Here is an 18,903-nt window from a genome sequence, read left to right as displayed (position 1 = left end):
TTTTTGTATTTTTTTTTTTGTGTTTGGGGTAACCCATGGGATATACACAGCTTAGTTGCTGGGAAGCGTAAGAAGGGTAAAGGGGACAGGAATATCTTAGTATGCAAGGCAGGGTACATCCGCCATCCTTATGGGGTCTCCATGGGGTGCGCGCGTGACTTTGTCCGTCGACTCAACACCGACCTTCGCTCGACGCCTCAAACAAGCCCGCCTGCACACGGGTTTGTCGCAGAAGGAGTTGGGCATCCGGGCCGGTCTGGATCCTCACGTGGCCAGCCCCCGAATCAACCAGTACGAGCGTGGCAAGCACGAGCCCATGCTGGAGATTGCTGAGCGGTTGGCCCAAGCGTTGGGGATCCCCGCCGCCTTCCTTTACACCGACGATGATCTGCTGGCCAAGTTGCTCCTGCGCTGGGGCTCGCTAAGCAAGCAGCAGAAGCGCGAGTTGGTGAAGCTGATCGAGGCCACGCCCGAGAAGTAAACCGAACAAGCGCTCGCCCTATGGGCAACTCTTCGCCTCAACCCGCCCTTTGGGCGCTTCTGGAGGGAGCTGCAGTGTCCGCGGCTAGTGCGACTGACAAGTCGCGACATCTCAGGCCTGCCTGAGATTTTGTTCACGACCGATACACGCGCGCCTTGTCTAAAGTGATTTACCATGTCGCCCGTGTCAGCCTCCTCACTTCTACTGCGACTGCTCCTGATCGCCATGCTCGTGCTTAACGGGGCGTGGTCGGCGTTTGCGTCGGTCAGTATGAATCCGGTGATGGAAGAGCAGGCCAGTGAAGTGGCTGCCGCTGTGCAAGTCGACGAGGACTGCGTCGCCCATCACAGTGCTGAGCATCATCCCGATGCCACATCGATTGAAATGGCTGGCACTGGGCACGGCGATCATGCCGGTCCCGACTGTTGCAAGTCGTCTGCGTGCCGGTGCGCCTGCGTGCACGCGTGCGCGAGCGCATTGCCTGCGCGCCTGCATATTGCCGTACAACTGGCCTTGGGCCTGGATGTCATGCCGCTGCCGTTGGGGCATCCGGCACCCGCCTTGCCTCATCTGATCCGACCACCGATCGGCTAAGCGTCCCTAGGCGCCGCAATGGCGCCGTTGGTGTGGTTTGCGTGCCTGTTTAGGCCAGCCACCCGCTCTGTACCACCGCCTGCCGGTGGCAACACGACGCTTGGAGCATTTTCATGTCGCATGATGATTTTCGTGGTCCACACGGTGGACCGCTGCTGCCTTCGAGGCGGCGATTTGTCCAGGGCTTGGCCTTGGGAGGCGCAGTCGCAGGATTAGGGTTCTGGCCCAAGGCCAGTTGGGCGCTCAAGGGCCCGGGACAAGCCAACGTACTGTCGGGCACCGAGTTCGACCTGACCATCGGCGAGACGCCGATGAACTTCACCGGCAAGACCCGCACCGCGATCACGGTCAACGGATCCGTTCCGGCGCCGTTGCTGCGATGGCGGGAAGGCACCACGGTCAACCTGCGTGTCTCCAATGCATTGCCGGCCAATTCCCTCCATGGCACGGACACTTCCATCCATTGGCACGGCATCATTCTGCCGGCCAACATGGACGGCGTGCCGGGACTGAGCTTTGACGGCATCGGACGTGGTGAGACCTACCACTACCGGTTCACCCTGCATCAGGGCGGCACCTACTGGTACCACAGCCACTCAGGTTTCCAGGAACAAGCAGGGCTTTATGGACCGATCGTGATCGATCCACTGGAGCCAGAGCCTTTTAGCTTCGATCGCGACTACGTCGTGATGCTGAGCGATTGGACAGACCTGGACCCGGCGGCCCTGTTCGATCGTTTGAAGAAGATGCCGGGCCATGACAATTACTACAAGCGCACGGTCGGCGATTTTGCACGCGATGTGAAGCGCAACGGTCTGTCGGCCACGTTGGAGGATCGCAAGATGTGGGGCGTGATGCGGATGACGCCCACGGATCTGTCCGACGTCAACGCCAACACCTACACCTACCTGATGAACGGCACGACCTCTCTGGGCAACTGGACAGGTTTGTTCCGCAGTGGCGAAAAGGTGCGTCTGCGTTTCATCAATGGCTCTGCCATGACGTACTTCGATGTGCGCATTCCGGGGTTGAAGATGACCGTGGTGGCGGCAGATGGCTTGTACGTCCATCCGGTTTCCGTCGACGAGTTCCGCATTGCAGTAGCTGAAACCTTCGATGTGATCGTGGAGCCCTCCGGGCAGGACGCATTCACCATCTTTGCCCAGGACTCCGGTCGCACCGGCTACGTCAGCGGCACGCTCGCCGTGCGCGAAGGACTACGCGCGCCTGTTCCGCCTGTGGATCCCCGGCCGCTGCTGACGATGGCAGACATGGGCATGGATCATGGATCGATGGATATGTCTGGCGGCAGCAAGGGCATGGAAGGCGGCTGTGGTGCGGCCATGGGTATGCCCGGCATGGCCCCACCTGCCAGCGGTAACGAGACCTCGGCCCATGCAGGCCACGCGATGCCCGCCGCCGGCGATGGTGCCATGGCCGGCATGCAGCACGGGGGCATGCAATCACACCCTGCCAGCGAGACCAACAATCCCCTGTTGGACAACCAAGCCATGAGCGTGACTTCGCGCTTGGACGATCCGGGCAATGGCCTGCGCGATAACGGCCGTCATGTACTGACGTATTCCATGCTCAAGAGCACCTTTGAAGACCCTGACGGACGCGACCCCGGTCGCGAGATCGAGCTGCATCTGACCGGACACATGGAGAAATTCTCCTGGGGTTTCAATGGTCAGAAGTTTTCCGATGTCGAGCCGCTGCGGCTGAACTACGGCGAGCGTATGCGCATCGTATTGGTTAACGACACGATGATGACCCATCCCATCCATTTGCACGGCATGTGGAGTGACGTGGAGGACGACAACGGCAACTTCATGGTGCGCAAGCACACGGTGGATATGCCGCCAGGTAGCCGACGCACGTATCGCGTGCGTGCCGATGCGTTGGGCAGCTGGGCGTTCCATTGCCACCTGCTTTATCACATGGAAGCCGGAATGATGCGCACGGTGAGGGTCGACGAATGAACATCAATAGACGCGATACCACCCTGACTGCGCTGACGCTGGCTATCTCGCTGGCCCTGGCCAGTGCGGCCAGCGCCCAATCCATGCAGCACGGCTCCATGCCGATGGGGCAGAGCGCGCAGACCCAGACGCAGGATCACTCTGCACATCAGGCGCCGACATCAAAACCTGCGCCCACCCAAAAGCCTGCAACACCGGCCAAGACCAGCGAAGCGACGATCGATCATGCGGCGATGGGCCACGCCGAGCCGCAGGCTAACGCAGCCGAGCCTGCCATGCAGGGCATGGACCATTCGCAGATGGGGCACGGCTCGCCCGCGAGCACACCTGCGGCGCCCACAGCGCAGGCGCAGTCGATGCAGGGCATGGATCACAGTCAGATGGCACAGCCCGCTGCAGCCGACACCTCCGGCACGGCCACGCCTGCGATGCAGGGGATGGACCATTCGCAGATGGGCCATGATTCGCCCGCGCACGCTACACCAGAAGCGGGAATGCAATCGATGGAGGGCATGGACCACAGTCAGATGGGACACGGGCCTGCAGCGCCAACGCAGCCGCGCACCCCGATTCCCGCGGTGACGGACGCGGATCGCAAGGCGGCCATCGCGCCGGAACACGCGCATCCGGTGCATGACAACTCGATCAAGAGCTACGTGCTGCTCAATCGCCTGGAAACCTGGGATGCCGATCCGGGCACCGGGCTGGGCTGGGAGGGCCAGGGCTGGATCGGTACGGACCTCAATCGCGTCTGGCTCCGCAGTGAAGGCGAACGCACGGATGGTCAGACCGAGTCGGCTGATCTGGAAGTGCTTTACGGCCGCAGTATCTCCACGTGGTGGGATGTGGTGGCCGGTGTGCGTCATGACTTCAAGCCTGGGGCATCGCAGAACTTCGCCGCTATCGGTGTACAGGGCTTGGCGCCGATGAAGTTCGAAGTGTCCGCCACAGCCTATCTCGGCGAAGGGGGCCAGACTGCCGCCAATGTCGAGGCCGAGTACGAATTGCTGCTAACCAACCGGCTGATCTTGCAGCCGCTGGTGGAAGTCACCGCCTATGGCAAGAACGATCCATTGCGCGGGATAGGTTCGGGTCTGAGTGCCGCTGAGGCGGGGCTACGACTTCGCTATGAGTTCACCCGAAAGTTCGCTCCCTACATCGGCGTGGTGTACGAGCGCGCGTTTGGCAATACCGCAGACATGCGACGCGAGCATGGCGAGTCCTTTGAAGACACGCGCTTGGTCATCGGCCTTCGTACCTGGTTCTAAGGGGAACTGACAATGAAATCCAACAAAAAGATGTGGGTATGGCTCGGTGCCGGCGTGGCATTGGTTGCGGTGGTCGCAACCGCCACGGTCTCTCTGGGCGTGTACAACGTGGCCGCCGACGATCCGCATAGTCGCCCGGTGTATGCGCTACTTGAAACGGCGCGCGAGCGTTCCATTGAGGTGCGCGCCGCCAAGCTTCAGCTACCCACGAACCTTGATGATCCTGAGCGTATCCGCCAGGGTGCGGGCAACTACAACGCCATGTGCGTGACCTGCCATCTTTCACCAGACGCGGCGGCCACCGAGATGAGCAAGGGCCTGTACCCCGCGCCACCGAACCTAAGCAAACAGCCGGTCGCTCCAGCTGAGGCGTTCTGGGTGATCAAGCACGGCATCAAGGCCAGCGGCATGCCCGCTTGGGGCGGCAGCATGGACGATGAGTTCATATGGAACATGTCGGCCTTCCTGCAGAAGTTGCCCACGCTGGACGCGACTGCGTACAAGGAACTTGTCGACAGCAGCGAGGGCCATTCGCATGGCGGCGGCGAGACGCAAGGCCACCATGACGACGAAAAGGCCGAGGATCACCCTGCCTTATTCGAGCCGGGCAACAACTCCATGCCGCATGCGCACCCGCCGGGCGTGGACGACGATCACCACGGCCCGACACCCAGCGACACGGAAGTCGGGTTGGTGAGCCACGGCCATCCCGACGGCAAGGTGGAGTCGCACCCTGCACCACACACGCCCGTGGCCGATGACGGCCATGCGCACACCCATTGATCTCCTTGGAGCCCACGCAATGAACGCAACAGCAATTTCGTTCACCCTCGCACTGGCACTGGCCGTCGTGTCCCCCGCAATGGCGCAGGCGACACAGCCGCACGCACATCACCCCGCTGCCGCGGCATCTGCGGACGTCGACGTCCCAGTCACTGCAGAGGCCGCGGTCGCCGTAGCGGAGCGTTTCAACAGGGCCCTGTCTAGCGGCGATCTGGCCACGGTCGAAGCCCTGCTCGCTGCCGACGTTCTCATCCTCGAGTCCGGGGGCGCCGAACGCAGCCGCGAGGAATACATGGGCCATCACGCAGTCAGCGATTCGGCGTTCCTCAAGGGCGCCCATCGCCAGCTGCTCCGTCAGCGCGCACGAGCCGCTGGCGAGTTCGCGTGGGTCGGAACCGAAAGCGAGTTGCATGCCCAGAAGGACGGCCAGCCACTGACCGTCCAGAGCGACGAGACGATGGTGCTGAAGGAGACCGCGGACGGCTGGCGGATCGTCCACATCCACTGGTCCTCGCGGACCAAGCGCTGAGTCGAGAGATTGAAATGACTACGCTCACATTGCACCGTCTGACTTTTGTGGTCCTTGCCGTGGCTGGTCTGGGTGCTTGCACCCAGGATGCTTCATCCGCGCAACCCACAACCTCGCCCTCCGCACAGGTTGTCGTCCAATCAGCCGACGCGACTCCAGCAGCCCTGCCACGCATGACCGTCCACAAGACCCCGACCTGCGGGTGCTGCGGTGTCTGGATCGACCACGTGCAGAAGGCGGGATTCACCGTGGATGTGCACGACATGGATGACCTGGGTCTGGTCAAGGAGCGGTTGGGTGTCCCCTATGCAAAGGGCTCCTGCCACACGGCCGAGATCGGCGGATACGTCATCGAAGGCCACGTTCCGGCCGCGGACATCAAGCGTCTCCTCGAAGAAAAGCCGAACGCACGCGGCCTGGTCCTCCCAGGGATGCCGCTTGGTTCTCCGGGCATGGAGGTCCCGGAGGGACGCCAGCAGCCGTTCACGGTCGAGCTGATCCATCGCGACGGAACCACTGAACCGTTCGCACAGCACTGATCCGTCGCAGCAACAGGGGACGGTGTTGCGGGCGCGCCGATTCTCGCCCGCGAGGAAGAAGGAGAACTACATGACTCACCATTCCGCAGCACACCGGCCCCAGGCCATGAACGAGTGCATCGACAACTGCACGCAATGCCATGCGATCTGCCTGGAGACCATCAACTACTGCCTGACCAAAGGAGGTGTTCACGCGGCCCCGGAGCACATCGCCCTGTTGGCGACGTGTGCCGATACCTGCGCAACCAGTGCCGACGCGATGCTGCGCGGTGCCAGCGTTCACGACGTGGTTTGCGGTGCCTGCGCGGAGATCTGCCGCCAGTGCGCCGATGCATGCGACGCCATGAACGACCCTGAGATGACGCGCTGCGCCGAAGTTTGTCGCCGCTGCGCGGAAAGCTGCAGCGCCATGGCAGCGTAATGCGTCGAGGATCCCGCCTGAGCCGGTGGGATCCTCGTCTCGCGAAAGCGGAAGTATCAAGAAAATCCGACAAATCGTGGTTTCAGTGACAGTCCGACATCTAACGCTTGTCGCATCGAACACAGCGCGGCCCCTCCCGAACGGGCTTTGCATCACATTCCAATGAGGATTTATCCATATGAAGTCGTCCAACGTCATTCGCTCCTTCGCGCTCGTCCTCGCAATCGCGGCCGGGCAGTTTTCGCTGCAGGTCGCGCACGCCCACGCCGCGCTGCAGCAGTCCACACCGGCGGCAAATGCGGTGGTGGCCTCGCCAGGCCAGATCGATCTCGTGTTCAACGAGACATTGATTCCGCGGGCGTCGCGTCTCAAGTTGCTCATGAAGCACGGCAGTTCCACCATGCCGATCGAGAATTTCACGACCGAGATCGTCAACAACGGCAAGACCCTGCGTGCCAAGTTGCCTGGACCGCTGGCTCCGGGCGTCTATACCGTGGAATACCGCGCCGTCGGTGGTGACAACCACCCCATGCCGGGCAGCTTCAGCTTCACGGTGCGCTGAGGAGTCGCGAATGTTCGACCTGTCGGCTTATGCACTGAGATTCTTGGAATACCTTGTCATCATGGTTCTTTTCGGGGTTCCACTCTTCGGTTGGTACGGGTCGCGTCGATCGGCACTCGCCGACGCCTTGGCCGGGTGGTCACTCATGGGCGTTCTATTGGCGGGTGCCGTAGCCGGTCTCGTGCTCACCGGGCTCGATGTCGTCTTCAAGACCGCGGGCATCATGGGAATGCCGCTTGCCGAGGTTGATCGCGCATCGCTTGGCTGGTATCTGCTCGAGACGTCCGCGGGCCGGGCAGCCATGGCGAGAGGCGCGCTGCTGGTCGCCCTGATGTTCGTGCTCGGATGGCATCGTCGCCGCGGGAAGGTGGAGACCGCCTTCCCGCTGGGGGCGATGCTGGCGGGCGGCGCACTCGCTTCGCTGGCATGGAACGGCCACGCCGCCGCTGGCGAGGGCTTGGCAGGCGCGGTCCGGCTTGCTGCAGGCATCGTCCATCTTCTCGCGGCAGGCGGCTGGATCGCAGCGGTCCTGATGTTCCTTGCCATGCTGCTGCGCGGCAAAGAGACGAACGGCAGCGGGCGTCTGCGATCAACGCATGACTTTCTGCATGGTTTTTCGACGCTGGGAACGATCTTCGTTGGTGCGCTCATCGTGTCCGGCATCGCGCACTACGGGGATCTCACCGCGTGGTCGTTTTCGGCCCTGTTCCAGAGCACCTACGGGAAGTTGCTGCTTTTCAAACTGGCCCTGTTCGCTGGAATGCTGGGTTTGGGAGCGCTGCACCGATGGACGCTGGTGCCGCGCTTGGAACGAGCGCTGACCAGCGGAGATCCCGCGCAGGAGGTGCGGGCTTTGCGGCAGAGTGTTACGGCTGAGGCCGCGCTGGCCATCTTGATCCTGATTGTTGTTTCAGTGCTCGGGACGCTCAGCCCCGAATAGCTGTGTAACCCGCAATGGCACACTGCCTTGGCAGTCCATCCCCACTAAAGCGAGCATCGGCATGAACTCACCGTCGTCCCATGACCATCACCATTCTGCAGGCGCAGCCCCTGTCGAGGCTGCGGATGGACGGGTCATCACCAATCCCGTCCGCTATACGGACGATGCTCCCCAGCAAGTTGAAGTGACCGCCCCAGCAGCGGTGGCCCAACCCAGCGGTACCCACGCCACGGTCTACACCTGCCCGATGCATCCGCAGATTCGTCAGCCAGGTCCCGGCACCTGTCCGATCTGCGGCATGGCGCTGGAGCCGGAGATGCCCTCGCTGGAGGAGGACGACAATCCAGAGTTACGCGATTTCACCCGAAGGTTCTGGTGGACGTTGCCTTTGACGTTGATCGTCCTGGTCTTGGCCATGCTGGGACACCGTCTGCCCGGCTTGTCCACGCAGGCGCGCACCTGGATTGAGCTCGTGCTGAGCGCCCCGGTGGTGCTCTGGGCGGGGTGGCCTTTCTTTGAGCGCTGCCTACAGTCCATCGGCAATCGCAGCCCCAACATGTGGACGCTGATCGGCATCGGCGTGGCCGCCGCGTTTGGCTACAGCGTGGTGGCCACCGTGGCACCGGACCTGTTTCCGGACTCTTTCCGCGAGCATGGACGGGTAGGGGTCTACTTCGAGGCGGCAGCGGTCATCGTCTCGCTCACCCTGCTCGGACAGCTGCTGGAACTGCGGGCGCGTTCCAAAACCTCGGCGGCCATCAAGTCCCTGCTGGGATTGGCGCCCAAGACGGCTCGCCGCGTCAAACCCGATGGGGGCGAAGAGGACGTTGCGCTGGATCACGTGCACGTGGGTGATCTGCTTCGCGTACGACCGGGCGAGAAGGTGCCGGTCGATGGGGAAGTCATCGAAGGCCGCGCCAGTGTCGATGAGTCGATGCTGACCGGTGAACCCATTCCGGTGGAGAAGGCTGTCGGTGATCACGTTATAGGCGCCACGCTCAACGGGACGGGCGCCTTAGTCATCCGGGCGGACAAAGTCGGATCCGGGACGGTACTGGCGCAGATTGTGCAGTTGGTAGCCCAAGCCCAGCGCTCCCGCGCGCCGATGCAGCGTATGGCGGACAAGGTGGCGTACTGGTTTGTCCTGGCCGTGCTGGCCACGGCGGTGCTCACGTTCTTCGGATGGGGTCTGTTTGGACCCGAACCGTCCTGGACCTTTGCCGTCCTCAATGCCGTATCGGTTCTGATCATTGCTTGCCCGTGTGCCTTGGGTTTGGCTACCCCCATGTCGATCATGGTCGCCACTGGCCGCGCTGCGCAGGTCGGGGTCCTGTTCCGCGATGCTCAGGCGATCGAGCAGCTACGTCTGATCGACACGTTGATCGTGGACAAGACCGGTACGTTGACCGAGGGGCGTCCAGCCTTTCGCGACACGCTCTCCAACGCCGGCTTCGACGCCGATCAGATCCTTTGTTTGGCCGGCAGCTTGGAGCAGGGCAGTGAGCACCCCTTGGCCGAGGCCATCGTGGCTGAAGCCCAGCGACGTGGCTTGAACCTGGTGGCCGCCCAAGATTTTGATTCGCTCACCGGCCAAGGCGTCCGCGGGCGCGTGTCCGATCAGGATGTCGTGCTCGGCAACCAAAGCCTGATGGCGTCGGTTGGCGCCGATGTAGCACCTTTGCAAAGCAGCGCCGAGCGTCTTCGGAAAGAAGGCGCTAGCGTGATGTTCCTGGCGGTCAATGGTCGGTTGGCCGGCGCCATTGCGGTGGCTGATCCCATCAAAGCCACGACCTTGCCTGCCTTGAACCTGCTACGTGCCGATGGCCTGCACGTGGTGATGGCCTCCGGTGACGCACAGGCGACGGCCGAGGCCGTGGGGCGCACGCTGGGCATCGAGGATGTGCGTGGTGGCGTCAAGCCGCAGGACAAGGCCGACCTGGTCCAGCAACTCAAAGCCCAGGGTCGTCGCGTGGCCATGGCTGGCGATGGCATCAACGATGCGCCGGCCCTGGCGGCAGCCGATGTGGGCATCGCGATGGGGACGGGCACGGATGTGGCCATGTCCAGCGCCCAGCTCACCCTGGTCAAGGGTGATTTGAGGCGCATCGTGCAAGCCCGTGCCATCTCGTCTTTGACGGTGGCCAATATGAAGCAGAACCTGGGCTTCGCCTTCGTCTACAACGCCATCGGCGTGCCTATCGCCGCCGGCTTGCTGTATCCCAGCTTCGGCCTTTTGCTCAGTCCGATGATGGCGGCCCTGGCCATGAGCCTGAGCTCGGTTTCGGTGGTCACCAATGCCCTGCGTTTGTCCGGCTCCACCGTTGTTGCCACCCCCCACCCTGACCGCGCCGATGAGCCTGCGCGCGGCCATTCCTGTCACTGATGGCTCATATCCCACAAGGAGTACTGCAATGAAGCGTTATGCCTCCCTCTCGATGATGGCCTTGTTCCTGATGGCGGGCGCGGCCTTCGCCGGCGGCCAGACCACCACGCCCACCACCGACCACGGTCAGCACAAGCCGGCGGCGGCCGATGCCGATTTCACCAAGCTCGATGCCAACAAGGACGGCTCGCTGTCCAAGGAAGAACTGGCCAAGCACAAGCTGGCGCCGCACTTTGGCATGCTCGATAGCAACAAAGATGGCAAGCTGAGCCCGCAGGAATTCGCTGCCGGCAAGGGTATGTAAGTGTTCTCAGCCCGGGAGCTGTTCCAACAGTTCCCGGGTTCTTCCGCCGTTCTGCCATTCCCACGGAGATTGTTATGTCCTCTTCGCACGGTACGCACGAAAACGCGCAAGACCCGCAGTCCCAGCACGCAAAACCGCACGCCTCACACCAACCTGCCCACCAGGCACAACAAGGGCATCAAGGCCATTACGGCCGCCTGTTGTTGATGATGGGCCTGTCTTTCGTGGCCATGTACGCATTGATGTACGCAATGGTCGATCAGTGGGCTAACGTCTATAACAACGTGAACCAGTTCTACATGGCGGGCCTGATGGCCGCTCCCATGCTGCTGATCGAGCTGTGGCTAATGTCCAGCATGTACCCCGATCGCCGACGCAATCTGATTCTGGCTGGTCTGACGGTGGCGTTCATGCTGTTCTGCTGGTGGGGCATTCGCACTCAAGCAGCGGTCACTGACAAGCAGTTCATCCGTTCGATGATTCCCCACCACGCTGGCGCCATCCTGATGTGTGAGGAGAATCGTCTGAAGGATCCTGAGTTGGTGAAGCTCTGCCAGGACATTATTACCTCGCAGACACAGGAGATCGCGCAAATGAAGCAGTTGCTGGCTGAGCGTTCCCATTAGCTCACTGCCTTTTGCCAGCCGATATCACTTCACTGAGCCTGCGCACTGACCATTCGGTGGATCAAACGCGCGGCCACACGTGCGGTGGCTTGATCCGGATCCAGGGGCGGACACAGTTCCGCCACGTCGACCACACGTACCTTGCCCGAGGCCATGACCAGATCCAGCAGGGCTTCCAGGACCTCCAGACTCACCCCGCGTGGGTTGGGGGCGCTCACGCCCGGGGCCACCACCATTGAGTACGCCGGCAAGATCACCAGCGGCTTGGGTAGCTACACCCAGTGGCGTGGCTTGGGCTCACTGCGTATGGGCAAGAACCGTCGGACCGGCGTCTATTCGGCGCAGTACATCGGCAGCGCGGACGACATCATCGCCGTGCCCGACACGATCGGCTCGCATGTGTCCAGCGTGGTGTACCACAGCCTGCAACTGAGCTACGGCATCAAGAAGAAATGGGATATCTCCGCCGGCGTTGAAAAAGTGCTCGATAAGAAGGCGCCGTTCGTGAAGAACAACCCCAACACCGACACCGACACCATGACGTACGACTTGCTGGGTCGTCGCTGGAATGTCCGCTTTGGTTACCACTGGTAAGCCACGATCACGAGGAGCTACACATCATGAGAAACACGCAACTATCCGCCACACTACTGCTGTTCGCTGTGGCCGGCAGTGCCGGTGCGCACGACCTGTTTGTCGCTTTCTCCAAGCCTGGCACCGCAGCGGGCGAGGCGAACACAGCGTTGGTGAACAATGGCACCTTCGATGAAAGTGCAGGTGCAGTCACCCGAGCGCGTCTACAGGACGTTTCGCTGAGTCAGGGCGGCGCTAAGGCTGCACCGGACTTGGCCAGTTGGAAAGAGGTCGGCAAGCAGAGCCAGCTCACCGTGCATCCGGCGGGCGAGGGCACCTATCTGCTGGGGGTCTCGACGATGGCCTCCACCAGCACGCGTACGGCCAGCGAGTTCGGCAAGTACCTGGAGTTGGAAGACTTGCCCGATACCCTGGCCACCTATGATGCGAGCAAGTTTCCCAAAGGGGTCACCTATAGCTATACCAAGCATGCTCGTACCATTGGACAGGTGGGCACAAAACTGACCGACGATTTCGCTGCCTCGCTGGGCTATCCGCTGGAGATCCGCTTGGCCCGCAATCCTGGAAGCGTGAAGGTCGGCGAACAGCTGTCGTTCCAGGTGCTGCAGCAGGGCACGCCAGTGCCCAACCTACGCGTGTACGTCGGTCATCGTGCTGACGCACCGGTCAAGGGTGGGCACGGTAGCGCTACGCTCCTGCGCACCGATGCCCAAGGCCAAGCCAGTTTCCAGGTGACCACCGCCAAGACCTGGTACATCCACACCAATCACATGGTGCCCTCTACACAAAAGGGTTTGGATTTTGTGTCGGATCGGGCGTCGCTGAGCTTTGAGATTTCCCCGCACGCCGGGCACTGATAAGTAAGCATGTAGGCGGTACTCTCCCCTTTGACGCCAGTCATGACTTCTTCCATGACTGGCGTCTTTTTGTGGGGACTTACCTCAAGTGCTCAGTCTGTCTCTCATTGGTCGCCCCGCGCCGCGCGCAATCCACGTCGCCGCACTAGATAGAACGCTGCGGGAATCACCACCATAGAGAGCACCGGTGCGGTGAGCATGCCACCCAGCATCGGCGCGGCGATACGTTGCATGACCTCCGAGCCGGCACCGGCACCGACGAAAAGCGGAAACAACCCGGCCAGGATGACGGCTACCGTCATCGCCTTCGGGCGCACCCGTTGCACGGCGCCTTCGTAGATAGCCTCTTGCAGGGTAGACACATCTTCCGGCGCACCGCTGGCCAAGCGCTGCTCCCAGGCATGACGCAGGTACAGCAGCATGATGACGCCGAACTCAGCCGCAACGCCGCCCAGGGCGATGAATCCGATCATGCTGGCCACCGAAATCGCATGGCCCAGCCCCCAGATCAACCAGAAACCGCCCACCAACGCCAAGGGCAAGCTGAGCAGGATGATGGATACATCGCTAAGCCGGCGAAACACCATCCAGATGACCAGGAAGATGATCGCCAACGCCGCGGGCACCACCCATTGCAGGCGTGCCAAAGCCCGTTGCAGATACTCGTACTGCCCCGACCACGCCAGACCATAGCCGGCAGGCAAACTCACCTGGGTCTGCACCGCGGCTTGCAGGTCCTGGACCACCGATCCCAAGTCGCGATCGGCCACATCCACGTAGATGTAGCCCACCAACCGGCCGTTATCGCTCTTGAGCATCGGCGGGCCTGGGCTGATTGACAGCTCCGCCACCTGGCTCAAGGTCAGTTGCACACCGCCTGGCGCGATCAGCGGCAGATCCTGCAAGGCCTGCAACGAGTCACGCTGGCCACGGGGGTAGCGCAAGACGATGGGATAGCGTTCGCGCCCCTCGATCGTTTCCCCGATTGGATCACCGCCAACGACCGTGGCAATCAGTTGCTGGAGTTGGCCTTGAGTGAATCCGTAACGTGCAGCGATTTCCGGGCGCACCTGTACATCGACATAGCGCCCACCCGTGACGCGTTCGGCCAGTGCCGAACTCACGCCGGGCACAGTCTTGGCCACCTGCTCGATCTGCTGGCTCAGGCGCTCGATCTGCTCCACATCGGGTCCGGAGACCTTGATCCCAATCGGGCTCTTGATGCCGGTGGCCAACATATCGATGCGATTGCGAATGGGCGGGACCCATAGGTTGGTCAGACCGGGAATCTTGACCGCTGCGTCCAACTCCTGGCGTAGCTTCTGGGGGGTCATGCCCGGGCGCCATTGATCCCGCGGCTTGAAGGTCACGGTGGTCTCAAACATTTCGATCGGTGCCGGATCGGTCGCACTTTCGGCACGGCCCGCCTTGCCGAACACGTGCTCAACCTCCGGTACGGTCTTGATCATCCGGCCCGAGAGCTGGAGCAACTGACGGGCCTTGTCGGCGGACAGGCCGGGCAGGGCCGTGGGCATGTACAACAGGCTGCCTTCTTCCAAGGGCGGCATGAACTCACTGCCCAACCGGCTAAAGGGGATCAAGGTGAGCACTAGCAGCAGGCCGCTGAGCAGCAAGGTGACACCGGGATGTTTGAGGACCCACAGCAGGATGGGCCGATAGCCAGCGATCAGGATGCGATTGATGGGGTTCTGCTGTTCCGGGCGGATGCGGCCGCGGATCAGGTAGCCCATCAAGACGGGGATCAAGGTCACCGACAACCCTGCTGCGGCGGCCATCGCGTAGGTCTTGGTGTAGGCCAGAGGCGAGAACAATCGCCCTTCCTGCGCCTGCAGGGCAAAAACCGGCACGAAAGACAGGGTGATGACCAGCAAGCTGGCGAACAGGGCCGGTCCGACCTCGGCCGCCGAGCGGGCCATCAGCTGCCAGCGCTCCTCACCCTGAGGTTCCCGGCCGTGCGCCTCCCGCCAGTGCTCCAGATGCTTGTGTGCATTTTCGATCATCACCACCGCTGCATCGACCATCGCACCAATGGCGATGGCGATGCCGCCTAATGACAGCAAGTTGGCGGAGATCCCCTGGGCGTGCATCACGATGAAGGCCGCCAGGATACCCAAAGGCAGGGTGATGACGGCCACCAACGCCGAGCGTAGGTGCCACAGGAACAGCAGGCATACCAGCGCTACGACCAGAAACTCTTCGCCAAGCTTGTGGGTGAGGTTGCGTACCGCATCCTGGATCAGCTCGGAGCGGTCGTACACCGGCACCACTTCCACGCCCTCGGGCAAGCTGGATTGCAACGCCTGCAGTCGCGCTTTGACGTTCCGAATGGCCCCCAAGGCATCCTTGCCGGTCCGCAGGACGATCACGCCGCCGGCCACCTCACCTTGACCATCCAACTCTGCGATACCACGACGGAAGACCGGCCCGCGACTGATCGTGGCCACCTCGCCGAGCAGGACGGGGATGCCGTCGTTGCCGGTTACCGGCACCTGTTCGAACGCCTCCTGTGTGCGCAGGTAGCCTTCGCTGCGCACCATCAGTTCGGCTTCGCCTTGTTCGATCACCGAGCCCCCGGTAGCGCCGTTGGCCGCATCCACCGCCTCGATGAGCTCGGCCACCGTCAGTCCACGGGCCGCCAACGCCTGCGGATCGGGCTGGATCTGCCAGGCGCGCACCGCACCGCCCACACTGGCTACTTCAGCCACGTCCGGCACGGTTTTTAGCTCATAACGAAGAAACCAGTCCTGCAACGCACGCAGCTGCCCCACATCACGTTGACCTGTCCGATCCACCAAGGCGTACTGGTAGATCCAGCCCAGTCCTGTCGCATCAGGACCCAGCGCCGGATTCACATTCGGCGGAAGTCGATCGCGTACCTGGCTCAAGTACTCGAGCACTCGAGAGCGCGCCCAGTAAAGATCAGTGGCATCGTCAAACAGGATGTAGACGAATGAATCACCGAAGAAGGAGAAGCCGCGTACCGCCTTCACGCCCGGCACGGACAACATCGTGGTGGCCAACGGGTAGGTGACCTGGTCTTCGATGATGCGCGGGGTTTGCCCCGCCCATTGCGTGCGGATGATGACCTGGGTATCGGACAGGTCCGGCAGCGCATCCAGCGGCGTGTTCTTTACCGACCAGATACCGACCACCGCCAGCAGCGCGGCGGCAACCAGCACCAGCACGCGATTGGCGATGCAAGCATGGATCAGGCGCGCGATCATGGTGTGCCCTCCATCGCTTCGGACATGACCTCGCTTGCCTGGCAATCAGCGGCTGCGGCGGGGCCGAACTTGGGTACCAACTGCATATCCATGAACGGTGACTTGCCCGGCTTGTCGAAATGCTTCTCCGGCACCATCGGGTCATACCAGTACTGCACCGGGCAGCGCGGCGGCGTAGAGGTGGAGGTGTCTGGCGCGACAGGCGCCGGCTGTCTGGACGGTGACGGCACGACAGTGCGTGGTTCGTGCCCGGCGTCATGGCGCTCGTGCACACCTGATGCGCTGGCAGGGCGTGTCGGTTGTGCAGCACCCAGGCGCTCCAACGCACCGGAGAGACTGGCTTCGGAGTCGAGCAAGAACTGACCCGAGACGACCACGCGTTCACCACCGGCCAAGCCTGCCACGATCTGCGTGCGCCCTTGCACGCTACGTCCCACACTCACCCGCACTGGCCGGAAGCTCCCGTCCGGATCCTGCACGATGACCCGGCTGTCCCGCCCGGTGGCGATCAGCGCCTCCGTGGGAACGACTGGCAGGGCCTGCTCGGCGTCGGGCTGCACCAGAACCTCGGCGAACATGCCCGGCACCAGCCGACGCTGCGGGTTGCGCAGCACAATTCGCGCCCGCTGCGTGCGACTAGCCATGTCGACCTGGGGAAGCAACGCCTGGATCTGTCCGGCAAAGCGCTCTGCCGGCCAGGCACTGACCGTGGCCTGCACTGAGGTCCCCGGCCGCAAGGTGCCCAGCGCTGCCTGGGGTACCGAGGCCTCCAGCCACAACGTGTCCAGCCCATTGATCTTGAACAGTGGCGTACCGGGCATCACCGTCTGTCCCTCGCGTGCCAGGATCTCGGTCACGACACCACTGTGGTCTGCGCTAAGCACGACGCCACTTCTGGCCGAGGCGCCAGAAGGAACACCCAACGAACGCAACCGTTGTTGCGCCGCACCCTGCAGCTCACGCGCGCCCGCGGACTGAGCTTGGCTCAGGGCATGTGCTTCGGCGATGGCCGCGTTCCATGCCGGGGCCTGCACGGTGGCCAGCGTTTGACCACGACGAACCTCGGTAAACGGCGCCTTTACCTGCACGTGGGTGATCAAGCCTTCCATGCGCGCACTGATCACGCTTTCCTGGGTCAGATCCCACGTCAGTGTGCCCGGCACGCGTACGGCAGTCCCTAGTAACTCTACCGTCACTTCCTGAGTGCGTATGCCCACGTTCTGCTGCAGGCGCGGATCGATCTGCGTTCCGCCCCCTATGGCCTCATCTGCGTATTTGGGCAGCAACTCCATATCCATGAACGGAGATTTGCCCGGCTTGTCGAATCGCTGCTCCGGCGCCATGGGGTCGTACCAGTACAGCACCTTGCGTGCTTGATCTGCGACGCTCGTGCCGGGGGGCGGGGTGGTATCAGAGGTTCGAGTCATCCAGGCGTAGCCGCCGGCAAAGCCGAGCGCCAGCAACCCGAGGGCCACGGCGAGCTGTGTGAGACGCGTCTTGGTCGGGCTCATGGCGTGTTCTCCTCATGGGGTAGCAGATAGGCCAGTGCCGCCCAGGCACGGCCCTGTTCGCCCAGCAGACGGGCGTTCTCCAGGTGCAATTCGATCTCATCGCGCCGCGCTTCCAGCCACGGCTGCAGGTCGGCACCGGCGCCGTAGGCGGCCAACGCCGTGCGTGCACGATCGCGCGCCAAAGGCAGGCTCTGCGTGTTCTGGCGCTCCAACTGGCCGGTTAACCCGCGCCATCGCGCTATCGCGCGTTGCACCGACTCGGCTTGGATGCGCCGGGCCTCATCGCGCTCTGCGGACACCGCCTCCAGCTCGGCCCGCCGTGCCGCGATGCCTCGTGCTTGGCGGTTCTTCTGGAACAGCGGCAGGCCCACACCCACTTCCACCATGAGCATGTCGCTGCGCGCCATGCCGTCGGGTGCGCGCTCGCGACGTCCGTAGGTGAGCTCCACACTCCAATCCGGGCGGGTTTCGGCCACGGCCGCATCCACCTGGGCCTGGGCTAAGCTCTCGCGTGCCTCCCAGCCCAGTAGTGGCGTGTGTTGGTCCAGTTTGGCCAGCAGTTGGGTGGGCTCCAATGGCAACTGCGAAAAATCCGGTGCCGCACCACTGGCCAAGATCGCCTCTGGTGCAATACCCAACCACCGCGCCAGGCCGGCCTGCGCGGCGGCGTGCTCCGCATGTACCTGCTCCAGGCGATTGTCCAACTGCAGTAGGGCGGCCTGGGCGGCAAGCACATCACTGGCCCCGGCCGTGCCGCCTGCCAAGCGAGCACGCGCCGCACGCTCGGCTATACGGGCCGGCTCGCGCAGACCTTCCAACGCATCTACGGCTTGCTGCGTACTCCACAGCTCGATCCAGGCCAGCGCGGCCGCTTGGGCCACCATCTGCTGTTCGGCCATCGACAGTGAGCGCGCTTGCGCCAGCGTCGCTTGCGCCAACGCGTGCTCGGCACGTCGTTTCGCACGCGCAGGAAACTCCTGCATCAGACCGATTTGCTGGGTGGTCATCTCATCGGCCCGCAAGCTGAAGGCATCGGGTCCGCTGACGGGCCAGTTCGCCAGCCCCACGATCAAACGTGGGTCGGGAAGCGCGCCAGCACGCGCGGCTTCTTCGGTACTGGCATCGATCTGCGATCGGCGCACCTGCAGGGTTGGGGCGTTAGCAAGCGCCCGTTGTAGGGCTTCTGTGTAGCTGATCGGGATAGCGGGCGATGCCGCCAGCACAGGACCACTGAGCGCCAGGGCAAACACGAACCCACACGCCATCTTGCGCCTTGCACGCAAG

The 18,903-nt window shown here is 62.9% G+C and carries 19 protein-coding genes; 15 read left to right on the top strand and 4 right to left on the bottom strand.

The features are described from left to right. Window positions 1–130 precede the first annotated feature (130 nt). From A7D16_RS12905 to A7D16_RS12845, 13 genes are all read left to right on the top strand, one after another. Window positions 131–481, top strand: a complete 351-nt coding sequence (locus A7D16_RS12905; RefSeq protein WP_043033515.1) for a helix-turn-helix domain-containing protein — start codon at window positions 131–133, stop codon at window positions 479–481. 174 nt (window positions 482–655) lie between these two features. Then, window positions 656–1,075: a transcriptional regulator CopL gene (gene copL / locus A7D16_RS12900; protein WP_046932580.1), complete on the top strand. Its 420-nt coding sequence runs from the start codon at window positions 656–658 to the stop codon at window positions 1,073–1,075. Window positions 1,076–1,188: 113 nt separating this feature from the next. Then, complete coding sequence (locus A7D16_RS12895) at window positions 1,189–3,057, top strand: laccase-like oxidase CopA (RefSeq protein ID WP_046932582.1); 1,869 nt, start codon at window positions 1,189–1,191, stop codon at window positions 3,055–3,057. Next, window positions 3,054–4,325, top strand: a complete 1,272-nt coding sequence (locus A7D16_RS12890; RefSeq protein ID WP_064633265.1) for a copper resistance protein B — start codon at window positions 3,054–3,056, stop codon at window positions 4,323–4,325. Before A7D16_RS12895 ends, A7D16_RS12890 begins: the two co-directional genes overlap by 4 nt. Window positions 4,326–4,337: 12 nt before the next feature. Beyond that, a complete protein-coding gene (locus tag A7D16_RS12885) occupies window positions 4,338–5,108 on the top strand; it encodes a c-type cytochrome (RefSeq protein WP_012480216.1) in 771 nt (256 codons plus the stop codon). Further along, window positions 5,092–5,637, top strand: a complete 546-nt coding sequence (locus A7D16_RS12880) for a nuclear transport factor 2 family protein (RefSeq protein WP_239687000.1) — start codon at window positions 5,092–5,094, stop codon at window positions 5,635–5,637. The genes A7D16_RS12885 and A7D16_RS12880 overlap by 17 nt, the downstream gene beginning before the upstream one ends. Window positions 5,638–5,651: 14 nt before the next feature. After that, a complete protein-coding gene (locus A7D16_RS12875) occupies window positions 5,652–6,176 on the top strand; it encodes a DUF411 domain-containing protein (protein ID WP_012480214.1) in 525 nt (174 codons plus the stop codon). Window positions 6,177–6,246: 70 nt separating this feature from the next. Continuing rightward, on the top strand, window positions 6,247–6,597 hold the full coding sequence (locus A7D16_RS12870) for a four-helix bundle copper-binding protein (protein ID WP_012480213.1): 351 nt from the start codon (window positions 6,247–6,249) through the stop codon (window positions 6,595–6,597). Window positions 6,598–6,775: 178 nt separating this feature from the next. Beyond that, window positions 6,776–7,159 carry a copper homeostasis periplasmic binding protein CopC gene (gene copC, locus A7D16_RS12865; protein WP_005413416.1) on the top strand — a complete coding sequence of 128 codons (384 nt, stop codon included), beginning with the start codon at window positions 6,776–6,778 and terminating at the stop codon, window positions 7,157–7,159. 10 nt (window positions 7,160–7,169) lie between these two features. Beyond that, on the top strand, window positions 7,170–8,099 hold the full coding sequence (gene copD / locus A7D16_RS12860) for a copper homeostasis membrane protein CopD (protein WP_017354978.1): 930 nt from the start codon (window positions 7,170–7,172) through the stop codon (window positions 8,097–8,099). A 247-nt stretch (window positions 8,100–8,346) separates the two neighbouring features. Beyond that, complete coding sequence (locus tag A7D16_RS12855; protein WP_024957401.1) at window positions 8,347–10,482, top strand: copper-transporting P-type ATPase; 2,136 nt, start codon at window positions 8,347–8,349, stop codon at window positions 10,480–10,482. A gap of 28 nt (window positions 10,483–10,510) precedes the next feature. Then, complete coding sequence (locus A7D16_RS12850) at window positions 10,511–10,786, top strand: hypothetical protein (protein WP_005413412.1); 276 nt, start codon at window positions 10,511–10,513, stop codon at window positions 10,784–10,786. A gap of 74 nt (window positions 10,787–10,860) precedes the next feature. After that, complete coding sequence (locus A7D16_RS12845; RefSeq protein WP_031269107.1) at window positions 10,861–11,412, top strand: DUF305 domain-containing protein; 552 nt, start codon at window positions 10,861–10,863, stop codon at window positions 11,410–11,412. 29 nt (window positions 11,413–11,441) lie between these two features. Here A7D16_RS12845 and A7D16_RS24485 read toward each other — a convergent pair whose 3' ends face one another. Beyond that, a complete protein-coding gene (locus tag A7D16_RS24485; RefSeq protein ID WP_005413410.1) occupies window positions 11,442–11,648 on the bottom strand; it encodes an arginase family protein in 207 nt (68 codons plus the stop codon). Between A7D16_RS24485 and A7D16_RS12835 the strand changes: the two genes are divergently transcribed. Together A7D16_RS12835 and A7D16_RS12830 are read left to right on the top strand one after the other, a co-directional pair. Next, the gene (locus tag A7D16_RS12835; protein ID WP_239686999.1) at window positions 11,566–12,006 is read left to right on the top strand and encodes a TonB-dependent receptor; all 441 of its coding nucleotides are present in this window, start codon (window positions 11,566–11,568) and stop codon (window positions 12,004–12,006) included. The two genes, A7D16_RS24485 and A7D16_RS12835, sit on opposite strands and share 83 nt — an antisense overlap. A 26-nt stretch (window positions 12,007–12,032) precedes the next feature. Then, window positions 12,033–12,863: a DUF4198 domain-containing protein gene (locus A7D16_RS12830; RefSeq protein ID WP_049452571.1), complete on the top strand. Its 831-nt coding sequence runs from the start codon at window positions 12,033–12,035 to the stop codon at window positions 12,861–12,863. 104 nt (window positions 12,864–12,967) lie between these two features. Here the strand turns inward: A7D16_RS12830 and A7D16_RS12825 are convergent, their stop codons facing one another. From A7D16_RS12825 to A7D16_RS12815, 3 genes are read right to left on the bottom strand one after another with little or no spacing between them, the layout of a single operon-like run. Then, on the bottom strand, window positions 12,968–16,108 hold the full coding sequence (locus A7D16_RS12825; RefSeq protein WP_005413407.1) for an efflux RND transporter permease subunit: 3,141 nt from the start codon (window positions 16,106–16,108) through the stop codon (window positions 12,968–12,970). Beyond that, on the bottom strand, window positions 16,105–17,619 hold the full coding sequence (locus A7D16_RS24250; RefSeq protein ID WP_005413406.1) for an efflux RND transporter periplasmic adaptor subunit: 1,515 nt from the start codon (window positions 17,617–17,619) through the stop codon (window positions 16,105–16,107). Before A7D16_RS24250 ends, A7D16_RS12825 begins: the two co-directional genes overlap by 4 nt. Then, entirely contained in the window at window positions 17,616–18,884 is a 1,269-nt protein-coding gene (locus A7D16_RS12815; protein ID WP_282294873.1) for a TolC family protein, read from the bottom strand. The genes A7D16_RS24250 and A7D16_RS12815 overlap by 4 nt, the downstream gene beginning before the upstream one ends. Window positions 18,885–18,903: the final 19 nt, after the last annotated feature.

This window comes from Xanthomonas nasturtii, from assembly GCF_001660815.1.
In the GTDB taxonomy this organism is placed as follows: domain Bacteria; phylum Pseudomonadota; class Gammaproteobacteria; order Xanthomonadales; family Xanthomonadaceae; genus Xanthomonas; species Xanthomonas nasturtii.
The sequence above is the reverse complement of the archived record's forward strand: the minus strand, read 5'-3'. Positions and strand labels throughout refer to the sequence as shown.